The organism is Paraburkholderia nemoris, from assembly GCF_905221015.1.
In the GTDB taxonomy this organism is placed as follows: Bacteria; Pseudomonadota; Gammaproteobacteria; order Burkholderiales; family Burkholderiaceae; genus Paraburkholderia; species Paraburkholderia nemoris.
Map to the genome: position 1 here is coordinate 190,247 of NZ_CAJNBO010000017.1, position 20,077 is coordinate 210,323.

At 59.9% G+C, this 20,077-nt stretch carries 14 protein-coding genes and 2 tRNA genes; 12 read left to right on the forward strand and 4 right to left on the reverse strand.

Annotation, left to right across the window (positions count from 1 at the left end; all coding sequences use genetic code 11):
- Nucleotides 1-49: 49 nt before the first annotated feature.
- A complete protein-coding gene (locus KHO33_RS25740) occupies nucleotides 50-1,381 on the forward strand; it encodes a chloride channel protein (protein ID WP_200565696.1) in 1,332 nt (443 codons plus the stop codon).
- Nucleotides 1,382-1,471: 90 nt separating this feature from the next.
- Here the strand turns inward: KHO33_RS25740 and KHO33_RS25745 are convergent.
- Together KHO33_RS25745 and KHO33_RS25750 are read right to left on the reverse strand one after the other, a co-directional pair.
- A tRNA-Leu gene (locus KHO33_RS25745) sits at nucleotides 1,472-1,558 on the reverse strand.
- A gap of 261 nt (nucleotides 1,559-1,819) precedes the next feature.
- Nucleotides 1,820-1,906 (reverse strand) — tRNA-Leu (locus KHO33_RS25750).
- 305 nt (nucleotides 1,907-2,211) lie between these two features.
- On the opposite strand from KHO33_RS25750, the gene rnr reads away from it, so the two are divergent.
- The 8 genes from rnr (at nucleotide 2,212) to KHO33_RS25790 (ending at nucleotide 13,097) form a co-directional block, all read left to right on the forward strand.
- Complete coding sequence (gene rnr, locus KHO33_RS25755; RefSeq protein WP_054034624.1) at nucleotides 2,212-4,728, forward strand: ribonuclease R; 2,517 nt, start codon at nucleotides 2,212-2,214, stop codon at nucleotides 4,726-4,728.
- A gap of 183 nt (nucleotides 4,729-4,911) precedes the next feature.
- Nucleotides 4,912-5,655 carry a 23S rRNA (guanosine(2251)-2'-O)-methyltransferase RlmB gene (gene rlmB / locus KHO33_RS25760; protein ID WP_054034623.1) on the forward strand — a complete coding sequence of 248 codons (744 nt, stop codon included), beginning with the start codon at nucleotides 4,912-4,914 and terminating at the stop codon, nucleotides 5,653-5,655.
- Nucleotides 5,656-5,698: 43 nt separating this feature from the next.
- Nucleotides 5,699-6,394 (forward strand): ribose-5-phosphate isomerase RpiA, encoded by a 696-nt coding sequence (gene rpiA, locus KHO33_RS25765; RefSeq protein ID WP_054034622.1) that lies wholly within the window; start codon nucleotides 5,699-5,701, stop codon nucleotides 6,392-6,394.
- Between the two features lie 477 nt (nucleotides 6,395-6,871).
- Entirely contained in the window at nucleotides 6,872-7,027 is a 156-nt protein-coding gene (locus KHO33_RS25770; RefSeq protein ID WP_172737621.1) for a hypothetical protein, read from the forward strand.
- A gap of 196 nt (nucleotides 7,028-7,223) precedes the next feature.
- Entirely contained in the window at nucleotides 7,224-7,646 is a 423-nt protein-coding gene (locus KHO33_RS25775) for a helix-turn-helix domain-containing protein (protein WP_054034621.1), read from the forward strand.
- Nucleotides 7,647-8,253: 607 nt separating this feature from the next.
- On the forward strand, nucleotides 8,254-9,333 hold the full coding sequence (locus KHO33_RS25780) for a sugar transferase (protein ID WP_054034620.1): 1,080 nt from the start codon (nucleotides 8,254-8,256) through the stop codon (nucleotides 9,331-9,333).
- Between the two features lie 187 nt (nucleotides 9,334-9,520).
- On the forward strand, nucleotides 9,521-10,774 hold the full coding sequence (locus KHO33_RS25785; protein ID WP_328822808.1) for a polysaccharide biosynthesis/export family protein: 1,254 nt from the start codon (nucleotides 9,521-9,523) through the stop codon (nucleotides 10,772-10,774).
- A gap of 97 nt (nucleotides 10,775-10,871) precedes the next feature.
- Nucleotides 10,872-13,097 (forward strand): GNVR domain-containing protein, encoded by a 2,226-nt coding sequence (locus KHO33_RS25790; RefSeq protein WP_054034619.1) that lies wholly within the window; start codon nucleotides 10,872-10,874, stop codon nucleotides 13,095-13,097.
- 167 nt (nucleotides 13,098-13,264) lie between these two features.
- Here the strand turns inward: KHO33_RS25790 and KHO33_RS25795 are convergent, their stop codons facing one another.
- Nucleotides 13,265-14,665 (reverse strand): calcium-binding protein, encoded by a 1,401-nt coding sequence (locus KHO33_RS25795; RefSeq protein ID WP_200565697.1) that lies wholly within the window; start codon nucleotides 14,663-14,665, stop codon nucleotides 13,265-13,267.
- A gap of 438 nt (nucleotides 14,666-15,103) precedes the next feature.
- Between KHO33_RS25795 and KHO33_RS25800 the strand changes: the two genes are divergently transcribed.
- From KHO33_RS25800 to KHO33_RS25810, 3 genes are all read left to right on the forward strand, one after another.
- A complete protein-coding gene (locus tag KHO33_RS25800) occupies nucleotides 15,104-16,207 on the forward strand; it encodes a glycosyltransferase family 4 protein (RefSeq protein ID WP_054034696.1) in 1,104 nt (367 codons plus the stop codon).
- Nucleotides 16,195-17,412 carry a glycosyltransferase family 4 protein gene (locus KHO33_RS25805; RefSeq protein ID WP_054034618.1) on the forward strand — a complete coding sequence of 406 codons (1,218 nt, stop codon included), beginning with the start codon at nucleotides 16,195-16,197 and terminating at the stop codon, nucleotides 17,410-17,412. The genes KHO33_RS25800 and KHO33_RS25805 overlap by 13 nt, the downstream gene beginning before the upstream one ends.
- Before the next feature lie 63 nt (nucleotides 17,413-17,475).
- Nucleotides 17,476-18,933, forward strand: a complete 1,458-nt coding sequence (locus KHO33_RS25810) for a hypothetical protein (protein WP_200565698.1) — start codon at nucleotides 17,476-17,478, stop codon at nucleotides 18,931-18,933.
- Between the two features lie 153 nt (nucleotides 18,934-19,086).
- Here KHO33_RS25810 and KHO33_RS25815 read toward each other — a convergent pair whose 3' ends face one another.
- The gene (locus KHO33_RS25815) at nucleotides 19,087-20,007 is read right to left on the reverse strand and encodes a glycosyltransferase family 2 protein (protein WP_128576099.1); all 921 of its coding nucleotides are present in this window, start codon (nucleotides 20,005-20,007) and stop codon (nucleotides 19,087-19,089) included.
- Nucleotides 20,008-20,077: the final 70 nt, after the last annotated feature.

Consider the following 20,077-nt stretch of genomic DNA (forward strand, 5'->3'; position numbering starts at 1 on the left):
CGGAATAAGATAATCGCTATCCCATTAATTCCGCCTCTGCCGACGCACCATGTCAGTCAAATCAATCACTTCGGAGCCACGGCGCCGCGCGCGCAATCCACTTGCTGCACTGACCGTCGTTACGTTGCTGACAGGGATTGGCGCCGGTCTCGGCGGTATGTTGCTCGCCTTGCTGCTGCACGGTATTCAGCACTTCGCGTACGGCTACAGCGTGACGCACGTAATCAGCAGCGAGAGTTTCCTGGAAGGTGTCACCGATGCCGCGCCTGAGCGGCGTGTACTCGTCCTGACGATGTGCGGACTCGTGGCCGGGCTCGGCTGGTGGTTGCTGTATCGCTTCGGGCGGCCGCTCGTCAGCATTCGTCAAGCCGTCAAATCCGACGATCCGCGTATGCCTGTGGCGAGCACTACCGTGCATGCGTTGCTGCAGATCGTGACGGTGGCGCTCGGCTCGCCGCTCGGACGCGAAGTCGCGCCGCGCGAGATCGGTTCGGCGCTGGCCGGCTGGCTCTCGCACCGCGCGGGCTTATCGGTCGAGCAGAGCCGGATCATGGTCGCGTGTGGTGCCGGCGCCGGTCTGGCTGCCGTCTACAACGTGCCGCTCGGTGGCGCGGTGTTCGTGCTCGAGGTTCTGTTGGGCACGTTTGGCTGGAAGGCCTTGGTGCCTGCTGCCGTGACATCGGCCGTCGCGGCGCTGGTCGCGCAATTCGGTCTGGGCAACGAGCATCAGTACCTGGTGCCGTCGTTGACGGTGAGTACCTCGCTGATCGTCTGGTCTGTGGTGTGCGGTCCGATTTTCGGTGCTGCGGCGTGGGGCTTTACGGAGCTCACGAAACGCGCGCGTGCTGAGGCGCCGAAGGATTGGCGTTTGCCTGTGTTGTCGATGTTGAACTTCGCGATCATCGGCGTGCTGGCGATGCACTTTCCGCAGTTGCTCGGCAATGGCAAAGGGCCTGCGGGACTGGCGTTCGACGGCAACCTGACGATGGCGCTCGCGGCGATGCTGCTGGTGCTGAAGGTGGTGATCACCGCGAGTAGTTTGCGTGCGGGTGCTGAAGGAGGCTTGTTGACGCCTGGGCTTGCGAATGGCGCGTTGCTGGCGATCGTGCTCGGTGGTAGCTGGAGTCTGTTCTGGCCGGGCGCCTCTTCAGGCGCGTTTGCCGTGGTCGGCGCGACGGCGTTTCTGGCTGCTTCGATGCAGATGCCGATTACGGCGGTGGTGCTCGTTTTCGAATTTACTCGCGTGAGCCACGACTTTCTGATTCCGGTTCTGTTTGCCGTCGGCGGCGCTGCGTTGAGTTTTCAGGCATGCGCGAAGTGGGTGCCGGCGCTGCAGTTCAGTTCTGGTTTTAATTGGGGTGGTGCGGGCAAAGCGCGATAGGAGTTTTTGCCTTTGCTGGACAGCCCAAAAACAAAAAACCCCGTGAAGCGCTAAGGCTTGACGGGGTGCTTTGTTTCACTTGAAGAGGGGTGGTGCCCAGGAGAGGACTCGAACCTCCACGGTGTTGCCACCGCTAGGACCTGAACCTAGTGCGTCTACCAATTCCGCCACCTGGGCACGTCTTCAAGCTAGACCGCTATTTTAGCGCGATGATGCAGCGTGTCAATCCCTACATACAAACTGACTATCGCTTCATCAACCGCCCGGTTGTGTCGCGCAGCGAAGTAAAACTTCACTGCTCAATCACTGCCAACTCGCGTTGACGCAACCGTCCTGCTAACCACCTGATCCGATCGAAAAACCAGAATCGGACCACATAGCCTCACACAAAAAGTAAAGCCGCCGATGCGAAACATCAGGCGGCTTTACTTTTGAATCTGGTGCCCAAGAGAGGACTCGAACCTCCACAGTGTTGCCACCGCTAGGACCTGAACCTAGTGCGTCTACCAATTTCGCCACCTGGGCAGGTGATGAACAGCAAAGAACGCCATTATAGCGACAGATTCAGGGCTGTCAAGCGTTTCTCAAAACTCGCTTAAACATCGCCGCAGCGAGCCTGCATACGCCTCACAGCGACTATTGACGGGCCGCTTGGCGCACAAGACGGGTGTTAGAATGCCTCGCAGTAGTTCGTTGGCACGGTGCACACGCCCGTCGGACTCAGACTTGAACGAGCCGGACCCGAGCAGTCATTCCAGTGCAATCGCAAGTGCAACTTAAGCGCAAACCCAAGCGCCTCTTAAGCCCAGCCACATCGCCGACCGACGTCCATGCAACGAGAAAAAATCATCGACAAGCCCTTGAGCAAATTCCCGTATCCGATCCCGAGCCGCGAAGAAATCCTGGGCGTCCTGCGCACGAGTGAAGCGCCGCTTGCCGCGAACGACATCGCCGAAGCCCTGTCGATCAAGCGCCAGGAGCGCGAAGGATTTTTCAAGCGCTTAGGCGCCATGGAGCGCGACGGCCAGATCCGGCTCGATCAGCGCAATCTCTATCAGCTGACCCATCCGTCGAATTTCGTCGCGGGCCGCGTGCAGGGCCATCGCGACGGCTACGGTTTTCTCATTCGCGACGACGGTCAGGACGATCTGTTCCTGCCCACCGGCGAAATGCAGAAGGTCATGCACAACGATCGTGTGCTCGCGCGCATTGTCGGCTATGACCGTCGTGGCAGGCCGGAAGGGCATATCGTCGAAGTCACGGACCGCGCCAACAAGCGCGTGATCGGCCGTCTGCTCAACGAGAACGGCGCGCTGATCGTCGCGCCTGAAGACAAGCGCATCGGCCATGACATCCTGATCGCGCAGAACACCAAGAAGGCCAAGGTCGGCCAGGTGGTGGTGGTCGAGCTCACCGATTTCCCGAGCCGTCATTCGCAGCCGCTCGGCCGCGTGGTGGAAGTGCTGGGCGATATCGACGACCCCGGCATGGAAATCGAAATCGCGGTGCGCAAGTACGGCGTGCCGCACGAATTCAGCCAGTCCGCGCTCGACGAAGCCGCAAGGCTGCCCGACGAAGTCCGTCCGGTCGACGCGCGTCATCGCATCGATCTGCGCGACGTGCCGCTCGTCACGATCGACGGTGAAGATGCCCGCGACTTCGACGACGCAGTCTATTGCGAGCCGGTTCAGGTCGGGCGTGGCGAAGGCTTCCGCCTGATCGTCGCGATCGCGGACGTCTCGCACTATGTGCATCCGAAGAGCGGTCTCGACGCGGATGCGCTGGAGCGCAGCACCTCGGTGTACTTCCCGCGCCGTGTGATTCCGATGCTGCCGGAAAAGTTGTCGAACGGTTTGTGCTCGCTGAACCCGAACGTCGACCGTTGCGTGCTGGTGTGCGACATGATCGTCACCGCGCGCGGCGAAGTGAAGGCGTATCAGTTCTATCCGGGCGTGATGCACTCGGCGGCGCGGCTGACCTATACGGAAGTGGCCGCGGTGCTGAAAAACACCAAGGGTCCGGAGGCCGCGCGTCGCGCCGCCTTGCTGCCGCAGCTGCAGAATCTGTATGGCGTCTACAAGTCGCTGTTCGCCGCGCGCCAGAAGCGCGGTGCGATCGACTTCGATACGACCGAGACCTACATCGTCTGCAATGCGCAGGGCAAGATCGAACAGATCATTCCGCGCACCCGCAACGACGCACACAAGCTGATCGAGGAATGCATGCTGGCCGCGAACGTCTGCGCGGCCGACTTCCTCAAGCGCAACAAGCACCCGGGTCTGTTCCGCGTGCACGCCGGGCCGACCGCCGAAAAGCTCGAGAATCTGCGCACCTTCCTGCGCGGCATGGGCCTTTCGCTCGCCGGTGGCGACAAGCCGCACGCCAGTGACTACGCCGCGTTGATGGCGCAGATCCGCGAGCGGCCTGACGCGCAGATGTTGCAAACCATGCTGCTGCGCTCGATGCAACAGGCTGTGTACAGTCCGGACAACATCGGCCACTTCGGTCTCGCGTACGAGGCGTATGCGCACTTCACGAGCCCGATTCGCCGCTATCCCGACCTGCTCACGCACCGCGCGATCTACGCGATTCTGCAAGGCCGCAAGTATCAGCCGGAGCCGCCGCAAGGCGTCGAGTTGAACACGGCGCTGTCGCCGCGCGCCCGCGCGATGCAGCAGGCCGACGAGGAAAAACACGGCGTTCGCAACAAGTCGAAAGACGTGGCGATCTGGGAAGAACTCGGTCTGCATTGCTCGGCGAACGAGCGCCGCGCGGATGAAGCATCGCGCGACGTGGAAGCCTGGCTCAAGTGCTACTTCATGCGCGACAAGCTGGGTGAAGAGTACGGCGGCATGGTGAACGGTGTGACGTCGTTCGGCATTTTCGTGCAACTCGACTCGCTCTTTATCGAAGGTCTCGTGCACGTCACCGAACTGGGCTCGGATTACTTCCAGTACGACGAGATCAAGAACGAGTTGCGCGGCGAGCGTACCGGGATTCGTTATCGCCTGTCGGATCGGGTGCGGGTGCAGGTGAGCCGCGTCGATCTCGATGCGCGCAAGATCGACTTCCGCCTCGTGCGCGATACGCCGATCAAGCCGCCGGCTAGCCGTCCGGCTCTTGCCGACAAGGCGTCCGGTGAAAGCGGCGGCGCACGTGTACGCTCGTTGCCGCCGGTGGATGGCGGTGCAGGCGGCGCAACAGCGCCGGGCGGCCGGCGCAAGAAGGCCGCGCCGGCGCAAACCGCGGCCGTCAAGGAAGCGCGTGCGGCACGCGGCGCGGCGAAGAAACACGGTGGCGCGCCGGCCAAGTCGGCCTCGAAACCGCAGGCCCGCAAGAAGCGCTGAAGTCGTTTGACGGCTTGAACCGCGCGCATCGGGTACGTTAAAACGTACCGGTTGCGCGCGGTCTTCGTTTCGTCGCAATCAAGTCAGGTAGCGAAACACGCTATTCAGGCAACACAGTAAGCAGGTTCGCATTCATCACAGCAGCGCGCTTTCAGGGCGCGCTCAATCAAAGGTTTGTCAGTCATGTCACGTCTCAAGGTTCTATACGGTTTCCACGCAGTGACCGCACGTATGCGGCACGATGCGTCGACGGTCGAAGAGGTTTACTACGACGCCACGCGCAAAGACCGTCGCATGACCGAGTTCCTGCACGCGGCGAAAGATGCCGGCGTGCGTCTGATCGCCGCCGACGAAACGCGTCTGTGGGGCCTCTCGCATACCGAGCGGCACCAGGGCGTGGTGGCGCGTGCGGGCGATATGCCGCTCGCGCAGAATCTGGCCGAACTGCTCGACGGCATCAACGGTTCGCCGCTGATTCTCGTGCTGGACGGCGTGACCGATCCGCACAACCTCGGCGCCTGCCTGCGGGTGGCCGATGCGGCCGGCGCGCACGCGGTGATCGCGCCGCGTGACCGCGCGGTGGGCTTGAACGCGACCGCTGCGAAGGTGGCGAGCGGCGCGGCCGACACCGTGCCGTACATCACCGTCACGAATCTGGCGCGTGCGCTGCGTGAGTTGAAGGACGCGGGCGTGTGGGTGGTCGGTACCGCCGGCGAGGCCACCAAGAGCCTCTACGAGACCGAACTCGACGGTCCGGTCGCGCTGGTGATGGGCGCCGAAGGCGAGGGCATGCGCCGCCTCACGCGCGATACCTGCGACGTGGTCATGCAGATTCCGATGGCGGGTACGGTCGAAAGCCTTAACGTGTCCGTGGCGAGCGGCGTGTGTCTGTTCGAAGCCGTGCGTCAGCGCTCGGTGAAGAAGTAAACTCCGGTAAACTTGTCGTTTTTACTGCTCGCCTGCATTCCCCATGACCCAAGACGAACTCAAGCAACTGGTCGGCCAGGCCGCCGCCGACTATGTGAACGCCAACGTGCCGGAAGGCTCCGTGATCGGCGTCGGCACCGGCTCCACCGCGAACTGTTTCATCGACGCGCTGGCCGCCAGCAAGACCCGCTATCGCGGCGCGGTGTCGAGCTCGCTCGCCACTACCGCACGTTTGCAATCGCACGGCTTCAAGGTGCTCGATCTGAACGAGATCGAAACGTTGCCGGTGTATGTCGACGGCGCCGACGAAATCGACCACAGCGGCGCGATGATCAAGGGCGGCGGCGGCGCGTTGACGCGCGAAAAGATCGTCGCGTCGGTGTCGGACGTATTCGTCTGCATCGCCGATGCGAGCAAGGTGGTCGACACGCTCGGCAACTTCCCGCTGCCGATCGAAGTCGTGCCGATGGCGCGCACTGCAATCGGCCGCCGCGTCACCGCGTTGGGCGGCGTGCCGGTCCTGCGCGTGACGAAGGACGGTGCACCGTTCATTACGGACAACGGCAACGAGATCCTCGACATCAAAGGTCTGAAGATCGCCGACCCGCGTGCACTCGAAGCACAGATCAATGCATGGCCGGGCGTCGTGACTGTTGGCCTGTTCGCAGAACGCGGAGCGAATCTGTGTCTGCTCGGTACTGATACAGGCGTAGAGGCGATTCGCTACGCCCGTCGTTAAGGCTGCGTATTCAAGGCATCGCACGGCGTCGAGCGCGATGCCTTGCCTTGTCTTATGTTTCCGGCGGCTGTTGCTGCCTCGGTGCCGCGATCCGGCTCCCCCCTCCGAGCGTTCGGGCTCACTACATATTCGCCTGGTGGCGCGAGCGCGCAACCCCAATGCTTCCGCCGCCTGGCGCTGCCAACCTTCCCGGTCGTCTGCCCGTGCTCTCTTGTGCGCGCAGACCCCCAATCCGTTTGTTGCCCTCGCTATTTGACGTTCTGGTTGCGGCCCACATGCTGCGCTGGTTCCGCTCGACTCGCGACCATGGCGTGCTATCCGCGGCGGCGAACAGTGTCAGGCCTTGGCGGCTGATCGACAAGCACGCACTTTTTGCCGTTTCTCGATTGCGGAGTGTGGCCGCGCGCACGCACTGCTGACGACACTCCTTTTAAACTCGGTTTCGTGGCGTTGGACTGCTGCGCGTAGGGCGACATCGTGAAAGTGACGATTGCCGCCGACTGGCTCATGGCGTCAGCAGAAGCAGAAGGCGTGCGCAAACAGATAGTCGAGAGATATCGAAATGCCGATCCATCCGATCGGTTCGACATCTTCGAGCACTGTGCGCCGATCACGCCAAACGGGTTGGATTGATAAAAGTGATTTCGAATTGTTAAAAATTCGTCTTACTAAATAAATTGAGAGATGAGCAATAGCAATTGCCGTTACTTGCGGAGATGGAGTTATGAGAGAGCGGCACGGCATCACTGCGGGGGAGTCGCGTTACGGCATGGCTGGATTACCCAACACCGAAAGAATACGATCTTCTCAAAAGGAGAATTCAAAGAATATGAATGCCGATCGCCTTTTGGGCCAGGTCCCTGACATCGCTGAAGCTTGGGCTGCGTTGCAGAGCACGGTGTCTATCAAACCCATTCGCACCGAGCAGGAATACGAGGAGATGACGCAACTCGCGAATGCCCTGGCGAAATATCCCCAGGGTGACACGGGCAATCCGCTGGTGGATCTGCTCGGCGTTCTGTCCGCTCTGATCGACTGCTGGGAAACTCGTCATGTGGTTCTCCCCGGTGCAGAACCACGCGAAGTGCTACGCCACCTGCTGGAAACGCATGGTCTCAAGCAAAAGGACCTGGCGGATATCGCCTCCCCAACGGTGGTCAGCGATATTCTCGCGGGGCGCCGTGCGATTAGCAAGAAAGTGGCAAAGGCGCTAGCTGTGCGCTTTCGAACGGACGTCGGCGCATTTTTATGAGATCTCGCTAAATATAGAGAATCGCCGGTGCGAAGTGGGAAATGTGCTTTTGCTATATATAAACAATATTAATTCGCATGACTAATAAAAATAATATCAAAGGATAGTTTACTCGCATCCCCTGTTTTTCGGCGAGCGCCAGGCTTCTGCCACGGCGCTTTGGATTAAGTCGCCCGCCGGCTTTCATGATGTTACTCATCCAGATTGCGAACTTCGTCTAAACAACCTGGTTGGTGTGATGCCGCACGGAATGTATCCGGTCGAGGGCGTAGCGTATTGCTGTGGACTGAAGTACTGCTTACAAAGTGGATAAGACCGTGACGTGAAGCGACACGAAATGCACATCGAACCAAGGTGCAGACTCCCTCCGCGCTGGGCGCGCGTAGACGAGTCGAAGCCCTGGGCAGGCTGCCGTTCGCGATCGACACGGTGGCGGTCGAGGAGATATATCGGCGCGGACGACAGAGTGCGTCCCGCCGCTAGCGATGCGGGAGGCGAGATTTCCGTTGCTGGTCCTACGGCCGGTTCGACGGAAATCAGGCAGCCGTGGGCGGCGATGAGTCGGGAGTGATCGTCGCGGGGAACGTTAAGGTCTGGGGTAACAGAAATGTCAGTACTAGTCCATCGATTGACCGACATCGCACTGATCGTACTGGGTGCGTTTGGCGCGTTGCACTTGAACTTGCCGCAAGTGGGTCATCCACACGAGCTTGATCCGTCGCTCGTCGCGTTCGTTGCTGCCCTTGCCCTGTCCGTGTTTCCGGCTTGCGGAACCTACCCTGCGCGGCGTACGCGGGCGGTGTTCGGCCTTGCGAGCCGCACTGCATTCGCGTGGCTCGCTGTCCAGCTCTGCGGCCTTGGGTTGCTCTATGCAATTCATCGTGAGAATCAGTTGCCGTTGCAGTGGTTCCTCTATTGGACGCTCACGACCGGCATATCCCTGCTCGGCTCGCATACGCTCATCTTCGGCGAATTCAAACTTGCCCGTTTCGCGGGACTTCGGCTCGCCGGCACTTCGAGCTTCGATGCCGAAATCGATACGACGCCCCGCGAATATGGCCTGGACAGCGCTGGAGCTGTACGAAAGATCGTCAAGCGCAGCTTTGACGTCGTGGTCAGTGCGTTGTTGATAGTCGCGCTGCTGCCGGTCCTTGTTTTGCTCGCGGCGGTCGTGTTGAGCGACGGAGGTCCGGCCGTGTTCGGACACGTTCGTGTGGGGCATAAAGGGAAAAAATTTCGTTGCCTTAAGTTCCGTTCGATGGTTGTGAACGCAGACCAGGTGCTCAAGACCTTGATTGAAAACGATCCGCAGGCGCGTGCCGAGTGGGAACGTGATTTCAAGCTCAAGAACGACGTGCGGGTCACCCGTATCGGCCGGTTTCTACGCCGTACCAGTCTGGATGAGTTGCCGCAGTTATGGAACGTGATGCGCGGCGATATGAGCCTGGTCGGACCGCGCCCTATCATCGACCAGGAACTGGAGCGCTATGGAACAAACGTCATGTACTACCTGATGGCCAAACCCGGCATGACAGGCCTGTGGCAGGTCAGCGGCCGCAGTACGACGGACTACGCGACGCGGGTGTCCCTGGATGTCGCCTATGTGAAGAACTGGTCGTTGCTCCGGGACGTCGCCATTCTCTTTAGGACTTTCAAGGTGGTCTTCAAGGGGAGTGGCGCGTACTGAATCGGAGGTGACGGGTTGATCGAAGTGGGGCGGCTGGGTATCGCCAGCAAAAAGTAAGAAAAAATTCTACATAGTGGTGTGCGCGTTGCAACGGGGGCATCAGGTTGGACGCGCGACAGAGGGAGTAGCGATGATGTTACGCAACAAGTTGGGTTCGGAAAGGACCACGAACGCGCAAGAGTCAAACGTGTTGGTTGAAGAGCGAGCAGACCCGGTGCGCGATTCATTCAGGCGAACTCGTGCTGCAAGCTGCCGACAACAGGTCAGGGCCGCAGTCACCGGCGCTGTGCTGGCGGTATGCCTGGCAGGGTGTGCATGGTCACCGGGGATGTCATTCAGTCCCCCATCCGGAACGTCTGGTCCGGGACAAGCGGAGGGGGGCAGCGGTCTCGCCAGCAGCAGCGTGCGCGCGACGGCAGACGCTCACTCGGGTAAGGGTGTGGATGCGGTCCCCACGGGCAGCCTGATCGAAATCACCGACGATCTGGTCGAAAAGGAACGCGCCGAACGCTCGAAGGCGGTGCCTGACGAAGTCACGCAATTGTTCGCGAAGCCAGCGCCATACACGTTAGGGGCCGGCGACATATTGAGCATTGTCGTATGGGATCACCCTGAGCTGAATATGCCGGGCTCCTCGCCGTCCGCCGGACCTGAAGCGAACAGCGCAGGTTCGATGACCTCGGGCTATACAGTCGACTCGGGCGGCATGATCCAGTATGCCTATATCGGTCCACTCAAGGTGGCAGGGCTCACCGAAATGGAGGCGCGTGATCTGCTGACCCAAAAACTCAGCCGTTACGTGCGCCAACCTCAGGTGACGTTGCGGATTGAGACTTATCGAAGCAAGCGGATCTATCTGGACGGCGCAATCAGGAATCCCGGCGTGCAGGTTCTCAACGACATGCCGATGACCTTGCCCGAAGCCATCAATCGTGCCGGAGGATTTACGCCTACCGCGGACAGGTCGATGGTCGCAATTACGCGTGGCGACAAGACCGTGAATGTTGATATTCCCGGCATGATTGCAAAGGGCGTGAACCCCGACAACATCGAACTGCGCAGAGGCGATATGGTGCGCGTCTTCGCGCAGACCGACACGAAAGTGTACGTTTTTGGCGAAGTCCAACGTCCGGGGAGTTTGACGTTCAACAACGGTCGAATGAGTTTGAACGAAGCGCTAGGTGACGCCGGCGGCATCAGTCAAACCTCGGGAGATGCGTCGCAGGTCTTTGTCGTGCGCGGGCGCGACGTGGGTAAGCCGGTGGTCTTTCACCTGAATGCCGGGTCTCCGGCTGCGATGGCAACTGCGGATGGCTTTGAGCTAAAGCCAAATGACGTGGTGTTTGTCGATGCATCCGCACTTGTCAGATGGAGCCGCGTGATCGGTTTGATTGTGCCAAGTACACAGGCGGCAGCTGCTGGCCGGGCCATCGGTTACTAATGAACCAAAAATCTGTTTGGCCTGGCGGCAGTGCATCCGGCAGAGCGATTGCGAAAGCAGGCGTTGCCGGAACGTTGGGGAATAGGGGAGAAGGCACATGAATTACCATGACCCGTCAATTAATACCATAGATGTAGTCCCCGAACAGGGTGACCATCTTGGCGTCTTTCTGGACGTCCTGTATCAGAACCGCCGCATGATCGCGCTGATCACCGCGTGCTTTCTTTTTATGGGTGCGGCTTATGCACTGCTCGCGGCGCCGGTGTATCAGGCCGATATTCTGATCCAGGTCCAGGAGAATCCGAATGCCGCCAAGGACGCCTTGGGTGACGTGAAGTCGATGTTCGCCGTCAAGACGGCCGCTTCGGCCGAGATCGAGGTGTTGCGCTCCAGACTGGTGATCGCGGGAGCCGTGACCAGTGCGCAACTCAGCCTCAGCGCAACGCCGCGGTATTTTCCGGTAGTCGGCCGGTGGATTGCTGGCCACCTGAGTGATCTGGCCCACTCCGGCATGGGCGGCTATGCATGGGGTAATGAGCGGATCAACGTTTCGAAATTCGATGTGCCCGACGCGCTGCAAGGTGTGAAATTTATCCTGACGTTGCACAAGAACGGCAACTATTTGCTGAAGTACAAAGACATCGAGTTGCGCGGGCGCGTCGGTGAACTGTTACACGCTGAAACGGCCGAAGGGCCCGTGGATCTCATCGTGGACCAGATTGTCGGAAAGCCGGGCGTCGGCTTTGAACTTGTTCGGACTTCGGAGCTTTCCGCGATTCAGACTGTGCAATCGGGCCTGTTGATTTCGGAGAAGGGTAAGGAATCTGATGTGATCGGCGTAGCTCTGGAGGGCACCGACCCGAAAAAGATCAGCGCTATTCTCGATGCGATCGGTACGGCGTATGTTCGGCAAAATGTCTTGCGTACTCAGGAAGAGGCACAGAAGTCGATCACATTTCTCGATGCTCAATTGCCTGAACTGAAGTCCAAACTGGAGGTCGCGGAAAGCGAGTTCAACGCATTTCGGGCGAAGAACGGGACAGTGGACCTTAGCGCGGAAGCAGCCGCGCTTCTGCAACGGTCGACCCAGGCGAAAAGCAAGGTCGCCGACCTTGAGCAGCAGCGAGCATTGCTTCTCGCGCGGTACACATCGGAAAACCCGGCAGTGATCGCCGTCAACGACCAATTAAGCGAAGCTCAGAGGGAGGTTGGAAGCATTGCTTCCGTGACCAAGCAACTGCCGCCGATGGAGCAGAGCCTGCTGCGGCTGCAGAGAGAGGTTCAGGTGGATACCTCCATCTACACGAACCTCTTGAACACCCGTGAGCAACTGCGTCTTCTCAAAGCGGGGAAGGTGTCGAATGTGCGATTGGTGGATACCGCTATCGTGCCGGATAGTCCGATTCGGCCGAAACGCGTGCTTGCGATTATCGGAGCCCTGATGGCGGGCCTGTTCGCGAGCGTCGTGTTGGTATTGCTCAAGCGAAGGCTCTTTGACGGCGTCACCATTCAGAACGAAATTGAAGCCGGCACGGGGCTGTCCGTGTACGCGACGATTCCTCGCAGCAGAGTACAGGAAACGCTGACCCGTAGTCTTCCACGCAACACCGATACAAATCTTGTGCTGGCGCATGCAGCGGCGGGCGATGCAGCGATCGAAAGTCTGCGAAGCTTTAGAAGCGCGCTTGAGTTTGCTCTCGTCGACGCACCGAACCGGATTGTCCTGCTTGCCGGGCCGACGCCCATCGTGGGCAAGTCATTCGTCTCGGTCAATCTCGCGGCGTTGATCGGGGCGTCGGGACAGCGCGTGCTGCTGGTCGATGCTGATCTGAGAAGGGGTACGTTGCACCAATATCTTGGGGTTCCGTGCAGCCCAGGCATTACCAATATCGTGACGCGTGGGCGGACGTTCGAAGAGGCGGTACATCGCGATATTCTGCCAGGCGTCGACTTCGTTGCGAACGGAGGATACATACAAAACGCGAGCGAAATTCTCAAGCATCGGAACTTCCTCGCGTTTGCCCAGCAGGTAGACAGCGAATACGACGTAGTGCTGATCGACGCGCCGCCGATTCTTCCAGTTGCCGACTCAGGTATTGTGGCTTCGATCGCGGGAATGGTGTTCGTGATTGCACGACACGGCGTGACAACGGTGGAGGAACTGCGCGAGTCGACGCGCAGGTTCGAGCAGATCGGTGTGCCGATTCGCGGTGTCATTTTCAACGACGCGATGTCGAGACCAGGTCGCTACGGGAAAGCGTACGCCGCCTACGGATATTCCAGCTACGCCTCCGGAGTACCCGGCAAGGGGACTGAGGCCTGACATTGCAAGGGGGCGTGAGCGCGCAGTTTGAGTGTCGGTACGCGATTCAGCAATTAGCGGAGCTGATTCGCGGACGGACGCCGTACGGGGCGATAGGCCCGTACGCCTGTGGCTCGTCGCTTGAATCGGCCGCCTTGGGGATAACGGTCAGGCGCTGGCCAACGCGTTCAGGTTCCCGGTGTGTCCGCGAGTGTGACTTCAAGCAGAATGACGTGGTCGGGTACGTTCACGGTGAGTTGGCGCAAATTGCGATGGCTGGCGAGCGGCGCCGCCGAAACGAGCGGATCGTACAGGTCGACACGGCTTGCTTTCACGCCGAAGTCAAGTTCGACAGGGGCAGGCGGGCTGGTGAGCGGTGTCCCCGCCGCCCGGTCCCAGATCGGCGTTTCGTTCCATAGCGCTATCACGAAGCGACCATCCTTTTTCTGCAACAGAAAACTGTTCGCCGATACCGGCATTTCGGAGAGTGTATAAGCGAGCGTGCCACGCGCCGCGCCGGTTGTGTCGTTCGCGCGCAGCGTCGTGCCAGCGTTCAGGATCGACGTGAGATTGCGAATCGCATGGGCCACCTGTTTGGGACTATTGTCGTTGCGAAAGAGTCCGTAGTGCATTTCGCCGCTCTTGTTCTGCGGATCGGGTTTCTGGTCGAGCAGTTCGTAGACAAAGGTCCGTTTTACGCCCGCCGCAGCCGCGTCCATGTAGCCGTTGAGAACACCCTTGGCCTGGGTCGGCTCGTCGACGCCGAGCATGTACCAGCCTGCCTGAGGCATCGAGAAGTAGCCGAATTCGGTGATGACGAGCGGCAGCTGAAACTTCTTGACGGCATCAATGGCCGAGCCCATCCACCTGTCGCCGTTCGCGTTATAGGTCGGTTGTTCGCCGTTTTGTGGGTAGACATGCTGATTCGCGTAATCGGCGGAATCTGCGCGCGTCTCGACTGACTTCTCGTCGTAGCCGGTGAGATCGTAGACATGCACGCCCTTGAGTTCCGGCGTGGCGTGTACACGTGCGTAGATCTCGCGCTGCACGGCGAGCCCGGCAGCGGTGCCCGTGAGGCCGTGGTAGGGGATCGGCCAGTTGTTGATCTCGTTGAAGCCTTCGATGGCTGTGACACTGCCAGGCACTACGACATTCAATTTCGCAGCCTGTCCGATTGACTCCGCAAAGTTCGAGCCCGTCAGGAAGTTGAATTTGACGCCGTGTTGCGCGAGATAGACATAGCTTGAAAACGGCGGACTGCCGCCGGGCGCATAGTCGCGCACGTGGTGGATGCCGAGCCATGCCAGATCGTCGGCGACGTTACGCACATTGACATAGGCGCCATCGGTATAGTTGACGTGGGTAATGACAGCAAGTGTCTCGATGAAGGTGTCGGCAGGCATGGCTCGCGCAGCATCGCTGGCTTGCACCGTCGATACGCACGCGAGCACGCAGATGCCTGCTGCGACGCTTTCGGCGGCGCGTGTGCCGAACCACCTGTATGTTTTCGTCCGGTTCGCGGATCGCGAACCGGACGAGACGGCTGTGTTGGCGGGCAGGATACGGGGGGGTGCTACGGGATGCTTCACGGCGGATTCCTTGCGTGAGAGGGCTGCCGGCTCCGTGCGCGTTGCGCCATGCCGGCATCTCGATGGTTTGGCCTCTGCTGGAGAGGCATTCAGAGATCATCTTGATACGTTGTTGCGTCCTTCGTGTGTGCGACGGCGAACGGATAGGACGTGACATGCTGCGCGAAGGCGTGGGTCTCTGAGGCAAAGGGATGTCCTGGCCCGCCCGGTCCACTGCGGTGGGCTGCGGTTCCGGTTGACCTATTGCATTGCCGACGAACGGAGCCCGGTGTGAAAACTGGCGTTGCATGAGCGACGGCGAACATTTTTCTGGCTGCGGGTCGGTCACACTCTGGGCCATATGACCTGTATGACGCGGTCTGTCGAATCTGGTTGTGTGCCGCGGTGACTTTGCGCACGCGTAACGACGTACCTTGAGCGATGCCCCGGAACCCGCCGATGAAACCCCTGCATACTCCGAATCTGGTAATCAATGGCCGTTTTCTGGGGCGCCGCGCGACGGGCGTCGATCGCTTCGCATTCGAGACCATTCGTGCGCTTGATCAGTTGATCGAACTTGACGATCCGCTCGTCGCCGGACTGAGGACCGAAATCGTCGTACCCGAAGCACTGGCCGGCATGGTCAATCCGTTTCGGCACGTCGGGCTGCGGGGGAGCGGAAAAGGCGGCGGCCTGCGCTGGGAACAACTCGCGTTGCCACAGGCGGCATCGGGCCGCCTGTTGCTCAATCTCTGCAACTCCGGGCCGCTGATGTACGGCCGTCAGGTGACGGTGCTGCACGACGCGGCGCCCGCACGCGTGCCCGACAGTTACAGCCGTTCCTTTGTCGCCTGGTACCGCCTGATGGCACCACGCATCGGCCGGGTATCGCAGCGCGTGCTCACCGTGTCGGAATTCTCGCGGCGCGAGTTGTGCGACGCTTACCGGATTCCCGCCGGCAAGATTGGTGTCGTGCCGGAGAGCGGAGAGCACATGTTGCGTGTGCAACAGGATCAAGGCGCAGTGGAGTCCACGCTGAACGGACGTCCATTCGTGCTGGCGGTGGGAAGCCTCAACCGGCACAAAAATTTCCGTCTCGTGGCCGAGGCCGCACACCTCATCAACGATGCGCAGTTCGACATCGTGGTGGTGGGCGGCGGGGATTCGCGGGTGTACGGAGCGGGCCGGGATGCGTTGCCCGCGTTCGTGAAACACCTCGGTTACGTGAGTGACGGCGAGTTGGCGGCGCTGTACCGGCGCGCGGCGTGTTTCGTGTATCCGTCACGTTATGAGGGCTTCGGGCTGCCGCCGGTCGAGGCGCTGGCTCTCGGCTGTCCTGTCATTGCTTCGAGGTTGCCGGCCGTGCTGGAAGCGTGTGGCGATGCCGTGCTCTACACCTCGCCGGATGATCCCGCGGAACTGGCGCACCTGCTTGAACAGATCACCAGCGACGCCGCGCTGCGTGCGAGTCTGCGCGAGCGGGGCCGTGCGCGTACTGCGGAACTGACCTGGCGTGCCACCGCCGTCAAGCTGATCGAGGAGATATCGCCGTGGCTAATGTAACGCTTGCCGCAACCCTTGCAAACGACACACGTCGCTTCGGCCGGGTAGCCCTCGTGCATGACTGGCTCGCTGCGTATGCGGGTTCGGAAAAGGTGGTGGAACAGATTCTTCAATTGTTTCCCCATGCCGATCTCTACAGTATCGTCGATTTCTTCCCGGAGTCGCAGCGGGGCGTGCTGGGCGGAAAACGCGCCCATACTTCGTTCATTCAACATTTGCCGCGGGCGCGCAAATCGTTCCGCAGCTACCTCCCGCTTATGCCGCTGGCGATCGAGCAGTTCGATCTATCGGCCTATGATCTCGTGATTTCGTCGAGCCATGCTGTGGCCAAAGGCGTGCTGACCGGGCCGCATCAGGTGCACGTGAGCTATGTGCATTCGCCGATTCGCTATGCGTGGGATCTCCAGCATCAATATCTGGCCGAAGCCGGCATGCAGCACGGCATGAAGAGCTGGATCGTGCGTCTGCTGCTTCATTACATGCGTATCTGGGACCATCGCACCGCACACGGTGTGGACGCATTCGTCGCTAATTCGGCCTTCGTCGGAAGACGCATCCGGAAGGCCTATGGTAGTGACGCCACCGTTGTCTATCCACCTGTCGATGTCGAGCGGTTCGAGCTTGGCACGCAGCATGAGGACTTCTATCTGATTGCCTCGCGCATGGTGCCTTACAAGCGGATTCCGCTCATCGTCGAAGCTTTTGCGGCGATGCCCTCGCGGCGTCTCGTGGTGATCGGCGACGGCCCCGATTTCGCGCGCGCCAAAGCATGCGCGACGCCCAACGTAACGCTGCTCGGTTATCAGCCCGATGCAGTGCTGGTGGACTACATGCAACGCGCGCGCGCGTTCGTCTTCGCCGCGGAAGAGGACTTCGGCATTTCGGTAGTCGAAGCACAGGCCTGCGGCACCCCGGTCATCGCGTTGGGCCGTGGAGGTGTGCGGGAGATCGTCGTCGATTCTGCGGATCCGGAGCGCGGCACGGGGCTTTTCTTCGATGAGCAGAATGTGGCGTCCATCGTCGATGCGGTGGAGCGTTTCGAAGCGCGCCCGCTGTTTCGCGGGGAAGTCTGCCGCCGCAATGCCTTGCGCTTTACGGCGGAACGTTTCAAACACGAATTCATGGATGTCGTGGAACGCGCGATGCATGACAACAAAGGGTTTGCCGATACAGCGCCGGCGCTCCAGTACCGACGCTCCGCATGAGACGGCGCAGCAACAAGATCGTTCGCGCATGAGCGTGCGGTGAACGGATAGGGGTTCAAGCAAGTGGAACTGACAATATTCGGGATCATTGTGTTCGTCACTGGAATGGTGGCGCTCTACACATCGCATCGCGCAGTGATTTACGGAATGGCTGTCTACTCGCTGTTCGGTTGTGCGCTCGCGTTGGGATTGGGCGGTGTCGGCATCTTGCCGCCGCAACTCTTTCTCGCATTCTTCGCCTTGAGGGCTTTCAATCTTGTCGGCGGGAAGAAGCTTGGCGATGCGTTCTCGATGGACAAGCCGGGTTTCTGGCTGCTCTGCAACTGCCTGTGGGCAAGTGTGGGCGCCATCCTGCTGCCGCGCCTGTTACTCGGTACGACGTTCGTGTTTCCCGTCGATCGCAGTACCGACTTGATACTGCTACAGCCGCTCCGCCCCGTCTCGGGCAATCTGTCGCAGGTGGTGTATTGCATTGGCGATGTCGTGGTGTATTGCTGCATGTATGCATTTCTGAAATGTCGTGGCGCGTACAGGACCTTCGCGAACGCGATCTTCCTGCTCACCCTGCTCGACGTGCTCGCAGGCGTCATCGATGCCGTTTCGCACATTGTCGGCATTGATGTTCTTTCGCTCGTCAAGACAGCACAGTTCGCCGATCTGAGCGGTGAAGAATTGGGCGGACTGGTGCGTATCAGCGGCACGTTCAGTGAGACTTCCGCGTTTTCAACCTTCACGCTGCCGCTCTTTGTCTTTTGCCTCAATCTATGGCTGGTCGGGTGGCGTCCGAAACTGGCCGGCGCACTTGCTATCGCAACGGGTGCACTGATGCTGCTGTCCACTTCGGGAAGCGCTTATGTCGGGATGGCTGGGTATCTGGTCGTATTGGTGTTCAGCAGGCCTCATCTTGTCACGCGTGACGCTGCTGTGCGCAAGCATCGCATGTGGATCATCTCTGCTTGCATGGCCGTGCTGGGTGCGATCTACGTCATACTCTTCCTGCCGGCGGTGGTGGATACGCTCGGGCAATTCGTCGACGCGGCGATATTGAGCAAAGCTGGTAGCTCATCCGGCGTTGAACGAATGAGTTGGAACACTCAGGGCATGACCAATTTCTTCGATACCTATGGGATAGGCGTCGGATTGGGCAGCATTCGCGCATCGAGCTTCCTGGTGGTACTGCTGGGGAGTCTGGGTATCGTGGGTGCGGTCTGCTATGGGATGTTCGTTGGCAAGTCTCTGCTCTCGCCGATGCCAGCCCATTACCCAATCACGGAACGCGCCGTCTGCTACGCGGCTCGGCATAGCATGATCTCGGCATTGATCGTCGCTTCGACTTCGGCTGGGGTGTTCGAGCTGGGTTCGTGTTTCTACCTGTTTGCGGCCGCAGCGGGGGCACTCTCGCCGCTTGCGTCAAGACGCGTATTCAGGCGTCAGGGACGGGTTGCCTCTTCTGATAATGTTTGGTCCAGTCGCAACGTAGAGGCTGTCGAAGCTCTGACGCAGCCGAAGCGCAGTCGCTAGCGTTCTGGCGAAGAGAAGTGTGGGAGAGAGTGGAGTGCGCCAGATCTTTTGACCCGGCGCGACGGCTTGGCGAGGGTTACTCGACAAGCCGCGGCCGGTACAGGAAGAATGCCGGCTTGCAATCTAACGCTATCGTCTTATGTTCGATAGTTTTCATAACTTTGCCGCTCGTTCAGGTGTCAGCCTTCCTCGTACGAAGTCCCACAGGCCGATCAGATTGCCGCTCAGACGACCCCGGCGATCGACCCAAGGCTCCGGTGCAAAACTTCGTACAATATTGCTGGCAACATTTCGCAGAACGTGGTCGAGCGCAACGCGCAAAGGCATCGTTTTCTTTCTCACCAGATAGAGTGGATTGATGACCTGCGAATAACCGAGCTTGCGCCCAGACACCCTCCCACGCTTGGCTCCCAGGTGCACTCCGAGTGCGGTATTAACGCGAACGACACGACCGCCGAGATTCCATATCTGGCCTCCGAAATCACGATCCTCCTGCCAGCCATAGAGAACAAGGCGCTCATCAAAGCGGAGGCCTGCAATGCTGCGGGCTCGAAACGCCATATTGCACCCGTAGGGAGCACCCGCCGGAGTTGCAATCAATCTTTCCGGGGTTTCACTCGTCCCGGCCAGGATAGCCCGTCCTTCTTCGAACGAATAACCCGGCCCATGGATGCCATCTGCGAGTACCGTTCCGGTAATGCAGGCGATAGAGGGATCGCTATCCAGGACTTTGAGGATTTCCGCAATCCATGTGCTATGCATCAGGAAATCATCGTCCAGGAAGATCACGACGTCGAAGTCGTCCGGCACATGATTCAATGCGGTATTGCGTTGCGCGGAACTGCCAGGCTTCCCCTTGATCACGAGCATTCCGGGTTGGCTTGCAAGGTCGCCAATATCCTCATCCGATACGCAAGAGACAATGATCAGATCCGGCTTGACAGTCTGCAGATCGACGAAGGCGACGACATGCTTAAGGAGCTCGGCACGGCCCCGCGTGGCGAAGATCAGGCAAACTTTTGATTGCTTGCCGGCAGAGGGGCCTCTGTCGTGGCTTATTTTCACGGTTTCCATCCTCAGTGTTTCCGTCCTCAGTGTCTATGCTGGGGCCAACTGCCGTTGTCTGGCCTCGGGCTGAAAGTTG